The sequence below is a fragment of the Longitalea arenae genome, assembly GCF_016924755.1.
Lineage (GTDB): Bacteria > Bacteroidota > Bacteroidia > Chitinophagales > Chitinophagaceae > Niastella > Niastella arenae.
Genome location: NZ_JAFFJX010000002.1, coordinates 623,467 through 641,313 on the forward strand (window position 1 = coordinate 623,467; position 17,847 = coordinate 641,313).

At 49.3% G+C, this 17,847-nt stretch carries 11 protein-coding genes; 9 read left to right on the forward strand and 2 right to left on the reverse strand.

Features of this window, described 5'->3' with window-relative positions:
* Positions 1 to 11 precede the first annotated feature (11 nt).
* From JT717_RS07460 to JT717_RS07490, 7 genes are all read left to right on the forward strand, one after another.
* Positions 12 to 3,278, forward strand: coding sequence for a SusC/RagA family TonB-linked outer membrane protein (locus JT717_RS07460; protein ID WP_205509571.1), 3,267 nt, complete (start codon positions 12 to 14; stop codon positions 3,276 to 3,278).
* A gap of 34 nt (positions 3,279 to 3,312) precedes the next feature.
* On the forward strand, positions 3,313 to 4,758 hold the full coding sequence (locus JT717_RS07465) for a RagB/SusD family nutrient uptake outer membrane protein (protein WP_205509572.1): 1,446 nt from the start codon (positions 3,313 to 3,315) through the stop codon (positions 4,756 to 4,758).
* Between the two features lie 44 nt (positions 4,759 to 4,802).
* Entirely contained in the window at positions 4,803 to 6,287 is a 1,485-nt protein-coding gene (locus JT717_RS07470) for a fasciclin domain-containing protein (protein ID WP_205509573.1), read from the forward strand.
* A gap of 64 nt (positions 6,288 to 6,351) precedes the next feature.
* Positions 6,352 to 9,282: a SusC/RagA family TonB-linked outer membrane protein gene (locus JT717_RS07475; RefSeq protein ID WP_205509574.1), complete on the forward strand. Its 2,931-nt coding sequence runs from the start codon at positions 6,352 to 6,354 to the stop codon at positions 9,280 to 9,282.
* A gap of 85 nt (positions 9,283 to 9,367) precedes the next feature.
* Positions 9,368 to 10,939 (forward strand): RagB/SusD family nutrient uptake outer membrane protein, encoded by a 1,572-nt coding sequence (locus JT717_RS07480; RefSeq protein WP_205509575.1) that lies wholly within the window; start codon positions 9,368 to 9,370, stop codon positions 10,937 to 10,939.
* Positions 10,940 to 11,004: 65 nt separating this feature from the next.
* The gene (locus JT717_RS07485; RefSeq protein WP_205509576.1) at positions 11,005 to 12,579 is read left to right on the forward strand and encodes a glycoside hydrolase family 43 protein; all 1,575 of its coding nucleotides are present in this window, start codon (positions 11,005 to 11,007) and stop codon (positions 12,577 to 12,579) included.
* Positions 12,580 to 12,620: 41 nt separating this feature from the next.
* Positions 12,621 to 13,220: a helix-turn-helix domain-containing protein gene (locus JT717_RS07490; protein WP_205509577.1), complete on the forward strand. Its 600-nt coding sequence runs from the start codon at positions 12,621 to 12,623 to the stop codon at positions 13,218 to 13,220.
* Here JT717_RS07490 and JT717_RS07495 read toward each other — a convergent pair whose 3' ends face one another.
* Positions 13,221 to 15,179: a family 43 glycosylhydrolase gene (locus JT717_RS07495; protein WP_205509578.1), complete on the reverse strand. Its 1,959-nt coding sequence runs from the start codon at positions 15,177 to 15,179 to the stop codon at positions 13,221 to 13,223.
* A gap of 203 nt (positions 15,180 to 15,382) precedes the next feature.
* Between JT717_RS07495 and JT717_RS07500 the strand changes: the two genes are divergently transcribed.
* A complete protein-coding gene (locus JT717_RS07500) occupies positions 15,383 to 15,769 on the forward strand; it encodes a winged helix-turn-helix transcriptional regulator (protein ID WP_205509579.1) in 387 nt (128 codons plus the stop codon).
* A 152-nt stretch (positions 15,770 to 15,921) separates the two neighbouring features.
* On the opposite strand, the gene JT717_RS07505 is transcribed toward JT717_RS07500, so the two are convergent.
* Complete coding sequence (locus JT717_RS07505) at positions 15,922 to 16,812, reverse strand: NAD(P)-dependent oxidoreductase (protein WP_205509580.1); 891 nt, start codon at positions 16,810 to 16,812, stop codon at positions 15,922 to 15,924.
* A gap of 179 nt (positions 16,813 to 16,991) precedes the next feature.
* Here JT717_RS07505 and JT717_RS07510 point away from each other — a divergent pair, with 179 nt between their 5' ends.
* Complete coding sequence (locus JT717_RS07510) at positions 16,992 to 17,810, forward strand: helix-turn-helix domain-containing protein (RefSeq protein WP_205509581.1); 819 nt, start codon at positions 16,992 to 16,994, stop codon at positions 17,808 to 17,810.
* Positions 17,811 to 17,847: the final 37 nt, after the last annotated feature.

Sequence of the window (17,847 nt, forward strand, 5' to 3'; positions counted from 1 at the left end):
AACTGCTTAATATGAGTATTCTTCATACAATCAAACGGCTGCTGCTGCCGGTCATTCTCCTGTTGCTGATACACCTATCAGCAAATGCCCAGACGCCGGTAACCATAAAAGGCCGGGTCACCGAAAGAGGCACCGGCCATGCCCTTGATGGCATCACCGTCGTAGAGGTAAATGAAAATGACCGGCAGGTAAATGGCGCCAATACCGACGTAAACGGTACTTATACGATCCGCGTGAGCAATACCGCCAACCGCTTGCGATTTTCCTTTATCGGTTATGAAACCAGAACGGAACCTATCGGTACACGTGCAGTCATCAATATACAGCTGGCCCGCGATACGGGTCAAAGTATGTCAGATGTAATTGTACTGGCCAGAAAAGCTGACCAGGTGAGCAATGGGTTTGGGAACACATCGCGGCGCGACCTTATCGGGGCCGTGAGTTCGGTAAAAGGCGAGGTACTGGCCGATCAGCCTGCTACTTCCATCGATCAGATGCTGCAGGGCCGGGCAGCCGGGGTGCAGATCGTTACCAATTCAGGCGATCCCGGCGCCGGCGTAGATATCCGCATCCGCGGCGCCGGTTCCATTTCCGGGGGCAATGAACCATTATACATTATCGATGGGGTTCCCATCATCTCATCGCCTTTTGATAATTCAGCGAATGGACAAAATGCCGCAAGGATCAATCCCATTGCCGATATCAATCCCAGCGACATCGAGCGCTTCGACATTTTAAAAGATGCGAATGCGGCGGCGATCTATGGCGCGCGTGCTGCCAATGGGGTCATCATCATTACCACCAAAAGAGGCCGTAAGGGTATCACGAATATTACCTTGAATTCCCAGCTAAGTATGCAGGAAGCGCCGCCTTCCATCCCGGTGCTCAGTGGTTCCGAATACAAGATCATGCGGCTGGAAGCATTGCAGAATGCGGGCAATATAAACCCTTCCAGTCCTGACCTGCAGCCCCTGGTCGATGACCCTGCGTATGCGGCTTATCAATATTACCAGCATAATACCGACTGGCTGAAAGCGCTGAAACAAACCGGCTTTGCGCAGGTGTATAACCTGTCGGTGTCTGGCGGGGGAGAAGCGATGCGGTATAATTTCAGTACATCCTATACCGATAGAAAGGGCTCATTTATCAATACCGGCAATAAACGCTTCACCACCCGCTTTAACCTCGATTATAAAGTGTCGGACAAGCTGAAGTTCTCGGCCAATATCTCCTTTGCGCGAAGCAAGGTGAATAACCATGCGAACTATGGCCAGGGTACGGTCTATTTTCTTGGCCATGTGCGTTCCTCGGCCCTGCCCATATACGATATTGACGTTAATGGCGATCCGCTGCCTAATTATTTCTCCCTGCCCGGCGTGCATTTCAATGGTATGGATAATCCCGTTGCTTTTGCCAAATCGGTAAGCAACGATGCATTCAGCACCAACCTGAAACCCAATATCCGCGCGGAACTGGATATCATTAAAGGTTTGAAATACATCAGTAATGCGTCGCTTGATTTTATCGGCGAGAATGGACTGACCTATTTTCCGCCGGAAGCGACCGGCCTGATCTGGAACGATCGCAGTTTTAACCGGGTGGATACGCGGGATTATGAAAGAATGCAAATGATCCTGGATAATCTCCTGACGTATAACCGCAACCTTACAGATAAACTCAAAGGGAGCTTTGTGCTGGGCAACACCTTCAACACCTTTACCTCGAGCCAGTTGATCGCCAGCGCTTATGCCAGTGCCTCGGGTTCACTGCGAACGATCGGTACTACCGGGGGCAACCGCCAACTGGTATCCAACAAAACCACAGAAACCATCCTGAGCGTGTTTGCCAAGGCAGACCTGATCTATAATGACCGGTATGGATTCAATATCACGGTGCGCCGGGACGGTTCTTCGAAATTCGGCGGTGCGAATAAATATGCCAATTTCCCATCAGTAGGTGCTTACTGGCGGGCATCCGGCGAACGGTTCCTGGCAAACCTGCCCTGGCTCACCGATCTGAAGTTCAGGGCCTCCTGGGGGCAACTGGGCAATAGCGGCATTCCCAACTATGCATATATTAGCCAGTTTACCGCCGGCACCAATTACATGGGCTACAGCGGCGTGAGCCAAAGCAATCCCGAACTGAACAACCTACGGTGGGAGACCAGTGAAAGCTCCAATTTGGGTATGGACCTCGACCTGTTCAAAAGCCGGTTGGTGCTTACGGTAGATCTGTATGACAAGATCACCAAGGACCTTTTATTCAATCTGCCCCTGCCGGCTTCGAGCGGCATCGAGCGGAATGGTTTCACCAACTGGAATGGCAGCATATTGACCAACCTGGGCAATATCAGTAACCGCGGTATTGAAGTGGATCTGCTCCTGAACGCCATTCGCGCCAAAAAAGCCGGCGATTTTGAATGGACCATGTCCTTTAACCTCGGCCGCAATATCAATAAAGTGACCTCATTACCCGGTGGTACCCTGAAGCTCACAGAGAACTACGCGAATTTCGGTTCGCAGGTAAAACAGGGCGATGCGCTGGGAACTTATTATGGCCTCGTATTTAAAGGCGTGTATGCCACAGATGGCGATGCCGTGGTAAGAGATGCCAAAGGCAATGTGGTGTACGAGCTGGATGGCGTAAACCCGCGCAAAATGCGGATTCTGAGTGAAGCCGGCGATACCCTGAAAGGCGGTGATGCCATTTATGAAGACTTTAATAGCGATGGTATTATCAATGACCAGGACCGGGTGCTGATCGGTAATGCCAATGCCGACTTTTTTGGCGGCTTCAGTAATGAATTCCGGTACAGGAATTTCGGCTTTAAATTTTTCATCCAGTTCCAGTATGGTAACGATGTCATCAATGGTATGCGGTATTATCTCGAAAGAATGATGACCCAGGACAACCAGGCCATCACTACCATGAAGCGCTGGCGCAAACAGGGTGATATAACCGATATGCCCCGGGCATTGAACAATGATCAGCGGAACAGCCAGGCATCCACCCGCTGGATCGAAGACGGTTCTTATCTGCGTTTGAAATTCATTACCCTGAACTATTCTTTTCCCAGGGCCCTGGTGCAAAAAATAAAGTTGAAAGGCGTGGATGCTTTTTTTACGGCCAATGATCTGTTCACGTGGACCAATTATACCGGCGCTGATCCCGAGATCTCGATTTCCTCTTTCGGGAACAATCCGGCTTTGATCGGCGTCGACCGGGGGTTGACCCCACGCAGCAGAGGTTATACCATCGGTATAAATGCGCGGTTTTAACAACCATCATTCTTTTCATCAACGATTACCCAAAATGAACAATATAAAAAACAAATGGCTGGTGCCATGTTGCGTTGCCGGACTGGTGCTGCTCACTGTAAGCAGCTGTAAAAAATACCTCAACCAGGCGCCGGAGAACGCATTGACCCGCGATGATTTTTTTAAGACCGAGGTGGACGCGAATGCAGCCATCATGGGCGTGTATGATGCTTTACAGGGCTGTGCCGACGAATTTATTACCTGGGGCGAATTCAGGGCCGACCTGGTATCGCCGCTCACGAATAACGATATCACGTATCCCTACTTTCAATTGTTCGAGCATACACGGCCGGCATCGGTATGGTCGCAACCCTACAATCTTATAGCCCGGGCGAATACCGTCATCGAGCGGGTGCCTGAGATCCCGGCCCTCGACAACCGGTTCACCGAGGAAGAAAGTAAGGCCATCGTGGGCGAAGCGCTCTTCCTTCGTTCGCTGGCCTATTTTTACCTCGTACGAACATTTAAGGAAGTGCCGCTGGTCTTGCAACCACCCAGTAACGATGCCGTGAATTACCTGGTGCCAAAAGCCACTGCCGATTCTATCCTGAACCAGGTGGAGGCCGACCTGGCCATTGCCGAAAGCAGCGTACCTGCAGCATATGGCAAACCTGCTGAAACAAGAGGGCGGGTGACCAAAGGCGCCGTGAATGCTTTACAGGCAGATGTATTCCTGTGGCGGGCAAAATACGAAGCTGCTGCAGCAGCCGCGAAAAAGGTGATCGATAATGCCGGATATACATTGGTGCCCGGTGTGGATTGGTTCAATATCTTCTCACAGAAAAATGCAACCGAAAGCATCTTTGAAATCCAATACGATTACCAGCTGTCAGAAACAAATAGCTTAAGAGGCATCTCCGGGAATTTCCTGATGAATCCAGTTCTGTTCGGGTATTTTGAGAGTGAAAAAGACCAGTTACGCGGTTTGAACAGAACCTTCCGCGAAGCAGGTTCCCGCACCTACTGGAAATACACTGGTCTGAACACCGATAATATCGAGCGTCCTACCAATGATCCCAACTTTATTCTTTACCGGCTTCCCGACCTCATGTTGTTAAGAGCAGAAGCACTGGTGCACCTGCGTGCGGAAGACAAAGCAGAAGCTGCCAGCCTACTTAACCAGGTGCGGGAGCGCGTAGGCCTGTCTCCATATGATTTCCTCGATGCTGCAGCACCCAGGGAATTGTTTATTGAGCTCATTCTGAAAGAAAGGGCCATGGAACTGGCCATGGAAGGCAAGCGCTGGTTCGACCTGGTACGCGTTGCCACCAATGAAGAGCAACCCGATCTTCTCATCAGCCGGGTAGTGGCCGGGCGTACGGTGGCCGAACGGTCACAAATACGCGCCCGCATCATCGATCCCCGCGGCTGGTATTTACCCATCCACCGCGACGAGCTGAACAGGAATCCCAACCTGGTACAGAATCCTTATTACAGGTAATGCTTTCAGGAAGCTGATTATTTCATTCATCAACGGTATGTTATATGAAAAATAATAAATTACACAAGGCCGGTTCACAGGGCGCTTTAGGGCTGATCGTTGTTTGTATATCGATGCTTGCATCTATGCCGGCTTGTAAAAAAGATGGTTTCTCCTACCAGGAACAAGTAAGGCAGGTACTTGCCTTTGATATGATCAGGGAAGATTCATCGCTGAGTATTGCCGTGGAGGCGCTGGAAAGAACCAATATGTCGGCCACCCTGAACACCTATGGGCCTTTTACTTTTTTTATACCCGATAATAATGCTTTCCGGAAATTATTTGCCAGCCGGGCGAAAAAAACACTGGAAGATTTCAGCGACGAAGAACTGAAGACCATGCTGGTCTATCACATTCTGCCTGCGCGCATCAAATCGGCCGAGTTCATCCAGGGGCCGCAGGCTACGCCTACCGGCAGGGGCGATTTCATTACGCTGGATATCTCGAAAGGATTCAAGTATAATACCATTGCCAATGGTATTGCCAAAGTGTATGAGACCGATATCGAATATTCCAATGCGCTGGTGCATAAGATCGATGCCGTGCTCAATCCACCCACGCTAACGATCGGTGAATTTCTACAACAGAATAAAGACCTGTACAGTATCATGATCGGTGGACTGCAACGGGCCGGTTTGATGGATACCCTTACTCATCTTACAGACCGGTTTGGGCAGCGGATCAGGCTAACCCTCTTTGCAGAGACCAATGAGGTGCTGCAGGCTGCGGGCATCCACAACTTCGATGGCATGCCGGTAGAAGAACTGCAGCAGCTGATGCGGTACCACATTATTCCCGGCGCCAATTTCAGCGCCAGCTATACCCAGTTCAGGCCCGCTATGAAAGCATTGAATGTGCAGGAGCGCTGGGACAGCACCCTGTTGAGCATCAACAACAATGACTATATCTATTTTAACCTGGCGGCTAAAAAGCTGATCAATGATACGGCCGATTTTGCAGCCACTGATATCATCATGCGCAACGGGGTGATCCACAATATTGACAAACATATCGCTTTTCATCCCGGCATCAGGCGTACCCAGATCTATCATATCTTTTGGAAGAACACCAATTTTGCATATGGTATTCCCGGCGTATCGTCATCCCAGGCGCCGGTTCTCTCAACCAGCGGTACGGTGTATTGGCGCTATTACCTGGAAGGTGCTGTGAATGGCCGCAGCGAATACTTTTTATTCATGGCGCCGGATGGTATCAACGACTCCCTGGTGACCATAGTAAAGAATGTGCGGCGCGGAAAGTATAAGATTGAGGTCAATTATAAAGGCGGTGGCCGGGGCGATTACCAGTTGAAACATGGCGATGACCTGATCGGCGTACCGTTGAATTATGGCCTTGGTGCTACCTGGGAACAAAAAGTGGTCATAGGCACCTACGATTTCAAGACCAGCGGCGACAAGCGCCTGAATTTTGTTTGCACGCGGGTTGGGGGCATCAATCTCGAAGCTTTGGTGTTAACGCCGGTGTATTGAATTGTTCAACCATGACCGGGCAAACGTCTAAAAACATTCTTCCTCTATCATTTATAATTCGCATATGTTCAAACTTTTTAAATATACACTGGGCTGCCTTGTTTTGATAACTGGCACAGCAGCGATAAACAAGGTCCTGGCGCAACAGGGCGTACAGCCGGCAAGGGCAGCCCTGGATTCCATAATAAATATCAAACCTCTTGAATCGGTTCACCTTGGTTATACGATGCCTAAAAGAACAGCGGTGACAGGCGCCGTTTCGGTGGTGCCTGAAAGCCGGATCAAAGAGCTGGCGCCGGTGAGCATCGATGCCCTTTTGCAGGGACAGGCTGCCGGTGTGCGCGTCGTAAATATCTCCGGAGCACCGGGGGCTGGCGCATTGGTGAATATCCGCGGTGTTAGTACCGTTAATGGTGGCTCGCAACCGCTGTATATTGTGGATGGCATACCGGTAAAATCGTACCGGTTTGCGGGAGCACTGGCAAGGAATGCCGATAACAATCCGCTCGCCGATCTCAACCCCGACGATATTGCTTCCATAACTGTTTTAAAAGACGGCCATGCCACTGCCTTGTATGGTATGCGCGGCGCCAATGGCGTGGTGATTATTAATGCTTATGGCGGTACTTCGGGTAAGACCTACCTTGATTTTTCAGGTTATACAGGGGTGATGCAGGCGCCTGAACCACTACCGGTGCTGGATGCAGCTTCATACCGGGAGTATACGCTCGAAAAAGAAAGGGCCAAAGGATTGTCGCAAGCCGACATCGACAATGGCATTGGCCGTTATTTATTGCTTAACACCCCCGCGAGCCAGCTCGAACGCTATAACAACAATACCCACTGGCAAAAACAGGCATTGCAAACGGGCAGGTTCAATAATTACCATCTTACTTTGCGGGGCGGTGATGCAGTGGCTAAATATTCCCTGCAGGTTGGCTATACCAATCAAACCGGTATTATAAAGAACAGCGGCTTCGAACGGTTCAGTACCCGTTTTAACCTCGATTATAAAGTGGGCCGGAAATTAAGTTTCCTGAATACCCTTTCCTACACCCGCACCAATAGAAAGCTCAAAGAAGAGGGGAATGCTTTTAATACGAACCCGCTTTACCTGTCAGCGCTGAAAAGTCCTACCCTCACTGCTTTTCAACAGAGCCCGGAAGGAGAAGACCTGCGCGATGTGGACAGTGCAGATTATGCCGGCCGCAATAACCCGTATGCAGTTATCAACCGGTTGAATAATGAAAGCAATACCAATCGTATCCTGGGAAGAATAACCGGCCAATACACATTTTCGCCAAACCTGAATCTTCGGATAGCCATTGCGGGAGATTACTTCCGCCTGGATGAAACGCGTTTCCGGCCAGCGGCCGGTTTTGCACCCGAAGCTTATATTATCCGTAGTTCATCGGCCGGAAAAAGTTATGAGCTGATGTTGATGAATGAGAATACCCTGAATTATACAAAGGCGTCTGCTTCGGGCGACCATGTGATCGATGCGGTGCTGGGCAGCGCCTTTCAGTCTACAGCGCAGGATGCCAAGGTGGGGGTCTATGTGAATGCCACCTCCGATCAGTTTTCCGGTATCGGCTCTGCCAATGAAACGGATCCCAATCTTGATTCACTGGGAAGTTCTTCGCCCGCCTGGAAGCTATTGTCCTTTTTTGGAACAGCGCGGTATAAATATAAGAACCGGTATATCCTGGAAGCCAATCTCAGGGCTGATGGTTCAAGCCGTTTTGCCCGGGGAAAGCGCTGGGGTTATTTTCCTTCGGTAGCTGCTGCCTGGCGGATAGGGCAGGAGTCTTTTTTGCAAAACAGTAAGACCATCAGTGAACTAAAACTGCGCACCAGTTATGGCATAACAGGCAACCAGGAAGTTGGTTACTACCATGCATTCAATGCATTTCTGCCTTCGCCCTATAATAATTATTCGGCGGTGCGCTTAGGTGTTTTAGGCAATCCAGATTTTCAATGGGAGAGAAGCAAACAATTCAACGCGGGACTGGACGCTGCCTTCTTTTCCGATCGTATCGGTTTTACCCTCGATCTGTATGTAAAGGAAACAGATCATTTGTTTCATACCATAAAGGTGCCGGGCATCAGTGGTTTTGAAAGATATGCGGTGAGTGAAGGTTCCATCCGCAACAAAGGGGTGGAGTTGACGCTGTCTGGAAAGATCTTAAGCGGAAAATTCTCCTGGCAAAGCAACCTGAGCGCTGCTTATAACAGGAATGAAATCCTGTCTGTACCGGATAAGCTGGATGCAGTGATCAGTTATGGCGATCATAGCAGTGTGGTACAGGCCGGTGGCGCAGTTGGCGCTTTTTACGGGTACAACGCATTGGGGGTATATGCTAACAGCAGTGATGTAAGCCTCCGGAATGGCGTTCATAATACCAATCCGTTCCAGGGCGGCGATCTCATCTTTGAAGATGTAGACCAGAATGGCATTATTGATGAGGGCGACAGAAAGCTGATCGGCAACACGAACCCCGACTGGTATGGCGGATGGTACAATGTCTTTGCCTATAAAAGTTTTGATCTCACCGTTTTTGTTGATTTTGCCGCAGGGAATGAGGTCTACAATGCGCAACGCGCTGCACTCGAATCGATGTCTACCTACGATAATCAGTCTACCGCCGTGCTGGGGCATTGGAGGAATGAAGGGGATATTACCAGTATGCCCCGTTTATTGCATGGAGATGCGGTTGGCAATACCCGTTTCTCAACGCGGTGGATCGAAGATGGTTCCTATGCCCGGCTAAAGGCGGTGACCCTGGGATATAATTTCCCATTGAAGGGCATTTTCAAAAATGTATTTAAAACGGCAAGGGTGCTGGTGACTGCACAGAACCTGCATACATTTTCGAACTATTCGGGCTTTAGTCCCGAAGTGGGCAGCATTACCAATCCCATGGTATACGGCGCCGACTATGGCAATGCGCCGCCGTTAAAGACTTTTATGGCAGGCATCAAATTAGGACTCTAGTGAATGCGGCTGGTACCTACTCGCCATCAGTCACTCGCCACCCGCTCTTACTAACCATTAAATAACCAATACTAAACTTTTAATAATGAAGCTGCATATTAATAAGCTGTTGATCTTTGTTGCTTTCGTATTAGCCCTGGCAACAGCATCGTGTAAAAAGATCCTGGACCCTGATCCCAAAGATGTAATTCCCGCTGATGAATTCCCGAAAGACTTCTGGGATGCCGAGTTTATGTTACGTGGTGCATACCAGGCATTACAACCCATTGTTGAATACCGGTTCATATTGGGCGAAATGCGCGCCGATTGGGTGAAACCCGGGCCGGGCGCTGACAAAGACCTGCTGGAGCTGGCGAATCATTCGGTAACACCCGGTAACCGGTTCACGAACTGGAAGGTATTTTATGACCTGATCAACCGCGCCAATTATGTAATAGAAAATGTGCCGCGTGTGCCTGCCGATGCCAACAATTTTTCTCAATTTGAAAAGAACCAATATGTAGGGGAGGCCCGTTTCCTGCGGTCATGGGCTTATTTCAATCTCGTGATGAATTTCGACTCGGTGCCGCTGGTGCTTACGGCCACCGACAATATCAGTAAAGTGCCTTATCTCTCCGCTACCCCGCAGGAAGTGATCCTGGACACCATTGAAGCCGACCTCATAAATGCATTGGCCACTACAGATATCATGGTATCGGTGCCAAACAGTTTTGAAGTGGGAAAACGGGTCAGTGAAGAACAAAGCCGTTTACGGGTGACCAAAAAAACAGTCTGTGCATTACAGGCAGAAGTGTATTTATGGCGAGGAAAATATGCCCAGGCCGCAGCCGCCTGCAGCACCTATGAAACCGTGAATGGCGCCGGACCAGGCAACAGGGGCGACTGGTTCTCGATGTATCTTGGCGTATCGAACCAAAACCTGTTTGGTGAACCGATGTTTTTTGTTGCTTTCAATTTTCTGGGTCGCGAAATAAGTCCCTTGATGAAATATACATCCAATGATCCCGCATCGGGTGGCCTATATATGGTGGCGCCTTCCGATTCGGCCATCAAAACATACAATCCGAATTATCCGAACAGCGTAAGCACCAATAATGCCATTGATGAAATAGACAGGGGATTTGGGCGCTCCTATGCAGGCAGTGCGCCTTATTATAACCGGCTTAAAAGCAGTCCGGTCATCTGGAAGTACCTTGGCCTGGGCACGGTAACGCCCAGTACCATCGATGTGCCACCGAATGTACGGGCGCCTTATCAAAGTGAAGCCAAATACCATATTTATCGCTTTGCAGATGTGTACTTGTTGTGGGCAGAAGCGCTTAACCGCCTGGGTGATAAAACAAATGCGATTGCCCGCATCAATGCGGTGCGCGACCGGGCGCGTATGCCGGCGCCGGCGGTAACAGTTAATTCAACCACGGAACAGATTGAAGATTATATTCTGCGCGAACGCGGGCTGGAGCTTGGTTTTGAAGGTAGACGCTGGTACGACCTCATGCGTTTTGCGCGGCGGGGCCGGCCCGAACTGCTGGTGAATGCAGTTAAAAAGCGGGCGCCCCTGCCGTTACATGCACATATAGAATCAACGCTAATAAATCCGAAGAACTGGTATTTGCCTTATAATGCGGAAGAGAAAAGGTTGAATCCTAATTTATAAGGTCATTTTTACAATTAACAGCCGGGTCTTGCAGCCAGGCTGGCAAAAAATCAGTAGATTGAAATATGAAAATAACAATTGCCTGCTTATTGCTATTTACCATGCCAGCCCTGTTTGCACAATTACCGGCCCAGCGCAAACAGGCAGAGAACCCGGTCATTTTTGCCGATGTGCCCGATATGGCTATGATCCGTGCAGGGGACTCTTATTATATGAGCAGTACCACCATGCATATGAGTCCGGGCGTACCCATTATGCGATCAAAAGACCTCGTAAACTGGACCCTGGTAAATTATGCATACGATACCCTGGCCAATGTAGATGAGCTGAACCTGGAAAACGGTAAAAGCACTTATGGCCGCGGTTCCTGGGCCAGCAGCCTCCGCTATCATAACGGTATGTACTATGTGACCACCTTTGCCCAAACAACCGGCAAAACCTATATCTATACAACGAAAGATATAGAAAAGGGCCCCTGGAAAGCAGCTGCTTTCAAACCTTCCTATCACGATCATTCTTTGTTCTTTGATGACGATGGCCGCGTGTACCTGGTCTATGGCGGTGGCAAATTGAAATTGGTAGAGCTCAATGCCGATCTGTCCGGGGTTAAGCCGGGTACAAGCGAACAGGTGATCATTGAGAATGCCAGTGCGCCCGCAGGAAATAATATCGGGCTTCATGCAGAAGGCTCCCAATTGTTTAAAGTGAACGGCAAGTACTATTTATTTAATATAACCTGGCCCAAAGGTGGCATGCGCACGGTTGTCATTCACCGGGCGGATAAGATCACTGGTCCCTATGAAGGCCGCCTGGCGCTGCAGGATCTGGGGGTTGCCCAGGGCGGATTGATCGATACAAAAGAAGGTAACTGGTTTGCCTATTTGTTCCGGGATTATGGCGCTGTTGGCCGTATTCCCTACCTGGTTCCGGTACAATGGGTGGATGGCTGGCCGGTGCTGGGAACAGCCGGTAAGGTGCCGGCAACACTCGATCTGCCTGCCAGCAAAGGCCTGATACCCGGTATTGTTGCCTCTGATGAATTCACCCGCAGGAAAGGCGACCGCCCATTACCGTTGGTTTGGCAATGGAACCACAATCCAGATAACAGGAACTGGTCGCTTAAGGCCCGAAAAGGATTTTTGCGCCTGACTACCAGCCGCACCGATACTTCCTTTTTGCTGGCGAGGAATACGCTCACCCAACGTACAATAGGGCCGGCGTGCACCGGTTCAACGCTGATTGATGTAACTAATTGTAAAGACGGTGATTTTGCCGGATTGGCATTGTTGCAAAAAAGATACGGGCTGGTGGGTGTTAAAAATGATAATGGAGCAAAATCCATTGTAATGGTCAGCGCCGGATCGGATCAACCGGTAGAGGTACAGCGTATACCACTTAAGCAAAATACAGTGTGGTTAAAAGCGGTTTGCAATTTCAGGGATCTGAAAGATATCGCTACTTTTTATTACAGTCTCGATGGAGCCAACTGGACACCCATTGGTTCTGCCCTGAAAATGACCTATACCTTACCTCATTTCATGGGTTACCGCTTTGGGCTGTTCAATTATGCCACGAAGGAAGCAGGCGGTTATGCCGATTTTGACTATTTCCGTATAACGGACAGTATTTCAGACCGGTGATGGCGCGAAACAAATGTGCTATTCTTTTCAGGAAATGAGCCATGGGTACCGTAACTGCGCCGGTTATTTTTGTGCGGTATGCTTCTTATACCGGCAACATGAGAAATAATGTATTATTGGTTGTGCACACCGACAAAGAGCTGGTTCCTCTGTTGAACAAGTACCGGGGTACATACAATATTTATGTAGCCCGGAACATTACAGAAATGCAGCATGCGCTCGATCATGTAGCTATTCAACTGATCATCTGCAGTGAATGTGTGCCCTTCATTAAATTATCTGCCAGCGTTCAACCGGCGATGGCATTGCCAGCCATTGACTTCCGCAAGCAACTCGACGATTGTATTCTAAATAACCTGCACAGGCATATGCTGAATGCAGATCTGCTGGCCAGGTTCATGAATATGAGCCGCCCTACCTTGTACCGGAAAATAAAAAACAGTACCGGCCGCACGCCCAATGAACTGATCGCACGGGCCCGCCTGAACCAGGCAGCCATGTTATTGGCTGCGGGCGACTACCGGGTATTTGAAGTTGCTAAAATGGTAGGGTTCAGTTCGGCCGGTACTTTTGGCAAAGCATTTCTCAAACTATTTAAGGTAACGCCTACGGAATATAAGCGGAAGCATTACAAGGTTTGATCATTTAAACCGGATATGGCTGATATGAATATCACGCGGTGCAGCTGCCGGGAACTTCACGAATACATCGTGCCGCCCGCTTGCTTTTTTGATCTTACTGCTGAATGACTTCCAGGTATTCTTTTCTCCGGTTGCTGTTACAGGTATGGTAGCGATCAATTGACCGCTTTTGAGATCATCGAGCCAGATCTCCAGTTTTCCACCTTTGCTGGCAGTGGCCAGCACCTCAACCTGTGCCGGGCCGTTTTTCCCATGGCCCAGCTCAACGCCTGCGATCATCAGCCAGCCACCATGGGTTGAGTTATTGGTGACCGTATTGTTGCCGGTTTTCACGATCCCATAGTAATTGCTGTAACCGGTAGCAGGCAGGGCAGAAAACCCATCCTTGCAAATGAATTGGTCAAAATACGCTGATCTGCCTTCGGCAAACAAGCCAATACTTGTGCCCACCCAGGAATTATAGGCTGGCTGTACTTTGTCTAAAGCCACGGAATTGATGGCTGCACCGAGGGATGACCAGCTTTTGCCGTCCCGGCTATAATAGCCTGTTAGAGCATGCTCCTGTCTTTCCAGTTTCAACCAAACGGTATTTCCCAGGGTATTAGGAATGCTGCGAACAGCGGTGTCGAACCGGAAGATGATCTTTTTACCATTGTCATAACCACTATATAATTGAACGGTCAGTTTTTGATTTCCATTCGTGAGGTAGATCCCTGCTTTGCTTGCCGTGTCCCTTGCATCCAGCTCCACTTTCGTGACGGCAGCATAAAAATGATCTGTTTCTTTTTGAACCAGGTGGGCGCGGCTGGTATCGGGAATCAGTTGCAACCAGCCTTTCTTTGCCGTTAATGAATATTGGGTGGCTGCTTTTTTAGTCAGGAAATGCCACCATAATTGCAGGCTGTCTGTATCGAAAAGATCGGAATGAACGCTTCGCCATAAAATGCCTGTATTCAGGAGAGCCGGCCTTTGCAAGGGCGTGCTTACAGGCGCCAGGCCCCAGGGCCGGTCGCCTTCCCAGATCACGGGGTATAAAGAAGATTGCCGGCCCATGCCCGACCAGTCGTTGTCGCCCAGCCGCTCATAACTCTGTCCGATCGTCCACCAGCTGCCGTCGGCCAGTTGAAAAGGGGCCGAGATATGATTGGGGCTTCTGAAGCGTGCATGCGGGTCGGTGATGGGTTTAAAGAAATGACCGAGCCTTTCCCATTTGGTGGAATCGCTGGTTAAGGCGGATGCGCGTAAAACGTATTGACCGCCAGAAACGTCACCCGCCGGGAAGTAGTAATAGAAGCCATTGCGTTTGCACATCACAGGTCCTTCCGCCCAGCTGTATTGTAATTGCGCATTGATCCAGTCGAGGTTGATCACGGTGTCGGTGAGCTGCCCGTCTTTGCCCAATGCCTGTAAGCGATTGACTTTTTGTCCATTTTTGATCACCATATACGGCTTCCCGTCATCGTCTACAAAGATCGAATTGTCGTAACCCAGATTACCGGTAACCTCATTTGTTTTTACGGGTACGGGCTCCGACCATGGTCCATTGGGAGAATTCGCTTTGCAAAACCACTGACCGTGCGCGGAAAAATAGATCCAGTAAGAACCATAAAAGTAAGTGATGGCGCCCTGCCAGATGCCGGCCGATGGCCTGTCTGTTACCCAGGCTGCTTTTGCCGGGGGAAGAACCCGGCTGATCACTTCCCAATGCACCAGGTCTTTGGAATGATAGATGGGCAAATAGGGCGTAAAATGAAAACTGGATCCGCAATGGTAGAAATCATCGCCCACTTTTAAAACGGTGGGGTCGGGATGATCGCCCGGCAGCACGGGGTTGACATAGGTTGATACTTCATGATAATAAGCGGAGGAATCTACAGCGGTATTCTGTGCATAGGCCATCGAATTGTTGAATACACTGCCGAGAAGTAGAATCCGGAATAGCTTGATCTTTCCACGCATAGGAAGTTTGTAATTTTTTCATTTGTGATCCGGTAAAACTCCGAAGAAAAAGGCTTGTGTACATGGCACAATTCGACGAATCTATGCGGCAAATGTTCAGAGTGGATGCCGCGGCTGATGAACCATAGGGAAAATTTTTTCCCTGTTGGTGCTGATTTGCTGTGCGGTACATTATGTTTATTTTTGAGCCTAAATGTTTCTTTATGTACGAGAGAAAAATTCCTGAATTGCTGGATTGTGGTTTGGCGGTGTCTGTGAAGGTGATCGGCGGAAAATGGAAGGCCTGGATCATCGATTGCATCCGGCGGGGGGTGCGCCGTCCGAGTGCTATTCATAAGGAAATGCATGAGGTGGCGCCCCGCATCATCAATATGCACCTCAAAGAACTGGAAGAATACGGTCTCATCTATAAAAAGATCTATGCTGAAATTCCGGCGCGGGTAGAGTACTGTTTTACGGAAGTTGGTATTAGTATTTTACCGGTGGTAGATATCCTGGAAAAATGGGGCAATGAGAACAAGGAATATATTTACCGGAATAAAGAAAACTACCAGGCGGATACCTGTCCGTTCCACCGCAAAACAGCTTAGACAGTCCAATGAGTCAGTCGTCGTATAAGTCAGTAGTCAAATGAGTCAAATGAGTCAGTGGTCATATAAGTCATATTAGTTTAATGGCTCCTTTGACTGCTTTGACCCTTTTGACTCCTTTGACTCTTTTGACTTTTTTGACTGCCCCGGGGTTAAGAATCTTTTCTCATGACTTTAATGATCGCCGCATGTTCTTCCTGGTCATAACCCGCATCGATGGCGCGTTTAAAGAGCCTGGCGGCAAATGCAGGCAGTTCCTTGCTGATGCCTGCTTCTTCTGCCTGCTGTACGAGCAGTTGCAGATCTTCCCCGGTGGTTTTAACTGTGCTTTCCGGATTGGTAAAACGGTCATGCTGGATCACCTGGCCCATATGGCGTAATTCAGCGCCCAGGATGCCGGAGATCTGTTCCAGCAGTGTACCCAGATCTTCGGCACGCAAGCCTTCATTTTCACAGATAAGCGCGCCATGGCAGAAACCGATCCAGCTGCCTGCCAGGTAGGCGAGCACCGCATGAAAGAAAGCGCCTGAGGCTCCGGGTTCGCTACCGAGGTATTGCAGGTTGCCTGCCAGGGCACGTAATACATTTTCCTGCTCCTGGTAAGTAGCAGCAGCGCCTGAAACGGAAATAGTAGCTTCCTGGGTGCCCATTTGCCGGGGCCATGCCATAATATCTCCGTTCAAACAGTAGGCGCCCTGTTCTTTTGCCCAGGCGTCCATCGCACGGGCGTCTTTAGGGGTGCCTGTGCTGAGTTGTATCAATGTTTTGCCCTTTAGCGTGGCTGCCACACCGTTTGCTTCCAGGATATTGCGGGAAACTTTGTAATCAGACACGCAAATGACGATCACATTACTGGCCTTGATAGCTGCTGTAATGTCGGCCGCTGCAGATGCGCCGAGTGCCGTCAGCGCCTGCAGCTTCGATTGGTTCCTGTTCCAAACCGTTACGCTGAATCCATTTGAAATAAATGCACGGGAAAGTGCTGCTCCCATTGAACCTGCGCCGATCACTGTTACCGTACGCTCATTTTTTGTTGTTGTCATCTTTTTCGTTTTTATGAATAGGATGGCAAATTAGCGCTGATCATCGCCGGGGCCAATACGGGAAAAAAGATTCCTGTAGGGGAAAATTTATTGATCGATGGACTCCTGCATGTCATGTAGACCGGCACCGGCATGGGCGCTTATAGGGGGAAATTTTATTTTTAGTAAGTTTGTTTCCTATGGATCAACCCGAATTAAATACAGGTTACAGGATCGCAGTGCCACCGGCTTTCGGAGAAGTGTTTACGCATTTTTATGTGGCAGCGAACAGCTCCGCAGCTGTCATTAAAAGAACGCTGCTTCCATCATTCCAGACGATCCTGGTTTTCAGTTTTGGGGCACCGGTTACCATGATCACGCGGCATAACAATACAATGGAAATAGACAAGTGTATCGTTATTGGTCCGATCAAACAGGCATTTGATTATAGCTTATCGCCGGGTGCTGAGATCCTGGTGGCTAATTTTAAGGAAGATGCTTTTTTCCGGTTCTTCGGTGAGGCGGCTATCGCTGAAAAATTTCCGGTTCATCCCGACGATCTCTTACAGGAGAACTGTTTTACTGCATTATGGCAGGCGCTCAGCAAGATAAATGATATGAAGGACCGGGTAAACTATATACTCGATTTCTGCCAGCCCTATTTACAAGACCGTGATCCCGTTGCCCGGCAACTTGTCGATTTTAAAGGCGGTAACATGAGCGCTATCAAGGCAATTGCAGAAAAGAATGCACTGTCGGAAAGGGCAGTACAATTGACGCATAAAAAACACCTGGGCTTTTCTGCCAAAGAATTGAACCGGTACCAGCGTTTTCTGAAAGCTGTTCAATGGATACAAGCGGTTGCCGCCAAGGACAGAACGATCGACTGGTTCGAGATCATCAGTGAATGCGGGTACTACGACCAAAGTCAGCTGATCCACGACTTCACTCATTTTTTGAATCTCAGTCCAACCAAATACCTGCGCTTTCAACAGGATATATGTTACGCGAGGTCCTGAGTTTCGTTTTCTTACAATTTCAGGTGATGGATGCCTG

Excerpts from the sequence above, each read along its gene's own strand:
- JT717_RS07460 (WP_205509571.1), top strand. The coding sequence starts at position 12 with ATGAGTATTCTTCATACAATCAAACGGCTGCTGCTGCCGGTCATTCTC.
- JT717_RS07465 (WP_205509572.1), top strand. The coding sequence starts at position 3,313 with ATGAACAATATAAAAAACAAATGGCTGGTGCCATGTTGCGTTGCCGGA.
- JT717_RS07470 (WP_205509573.1), top strand. The coding sequence starts at position 4,803 with ATGAAAAATAATAAATTACACAAGGCCGGTTCACAGGGCGCTTTAGGG.
- JT717_RS07475 (WP_205509574.1), top strand. The coding sequence starts at position 6,352 with ATGTTCAAACTTTTTAAATATACACTGGGCTGCCTTGTTTTGATAACT.
- JT717_RS07480 (WP_205509575.1), top strand. The coding sequence starts at position 9,368 with ATGAAGCTGCATATTAATAAGCTGTTGATCTTTGTTGCTTTCGTATTA.
- JT717_RS07485 (WP_205509576.1), top strand. The coding sequence starts at position 11,005 with ATGAAAATAACAATTGCCTGCTTATTGCTATTTACCATGCCAGCCCTG.
- JT717_RS07490 (WP_205509577.1), top strand. The coding sequence starts at position 12,621 with ATGGGTACCGTAACTGCGCCGGTTATTTTTGTGCGGTATGCTTCTTAT.
- JT717_RS07495 (WP_205509578.1), bottom strand. The coding sequence starts at position 15,179 with ATGCGTGGAAAGATCAAGCTATTCCGGATTCTACTTCTCGGCAGTGTA.
- JT717_RS07500 (WP_205509579.1), top strand. The coding sequence starts at position 15,383 with ATGTACGAGAGAAAAATTCCTGAATTGCTGGATTGTGGTTTGGCGGTG.
- JT717_RS07505 (WP_205509580.1), bottom strand. The coding sequence starts at position 16,812 with ATGACAACAACAAAAAATGAGCGTACGGTAACAGTGATCGGCGCAGGT.
- JT717_RS07510 (WP_205509581.1), top strand. The coding sequence starts at position 16,992 with ATGGATCAACCCGAATTAAATACAGGTTACAGGATCGCAGTGCCACCG.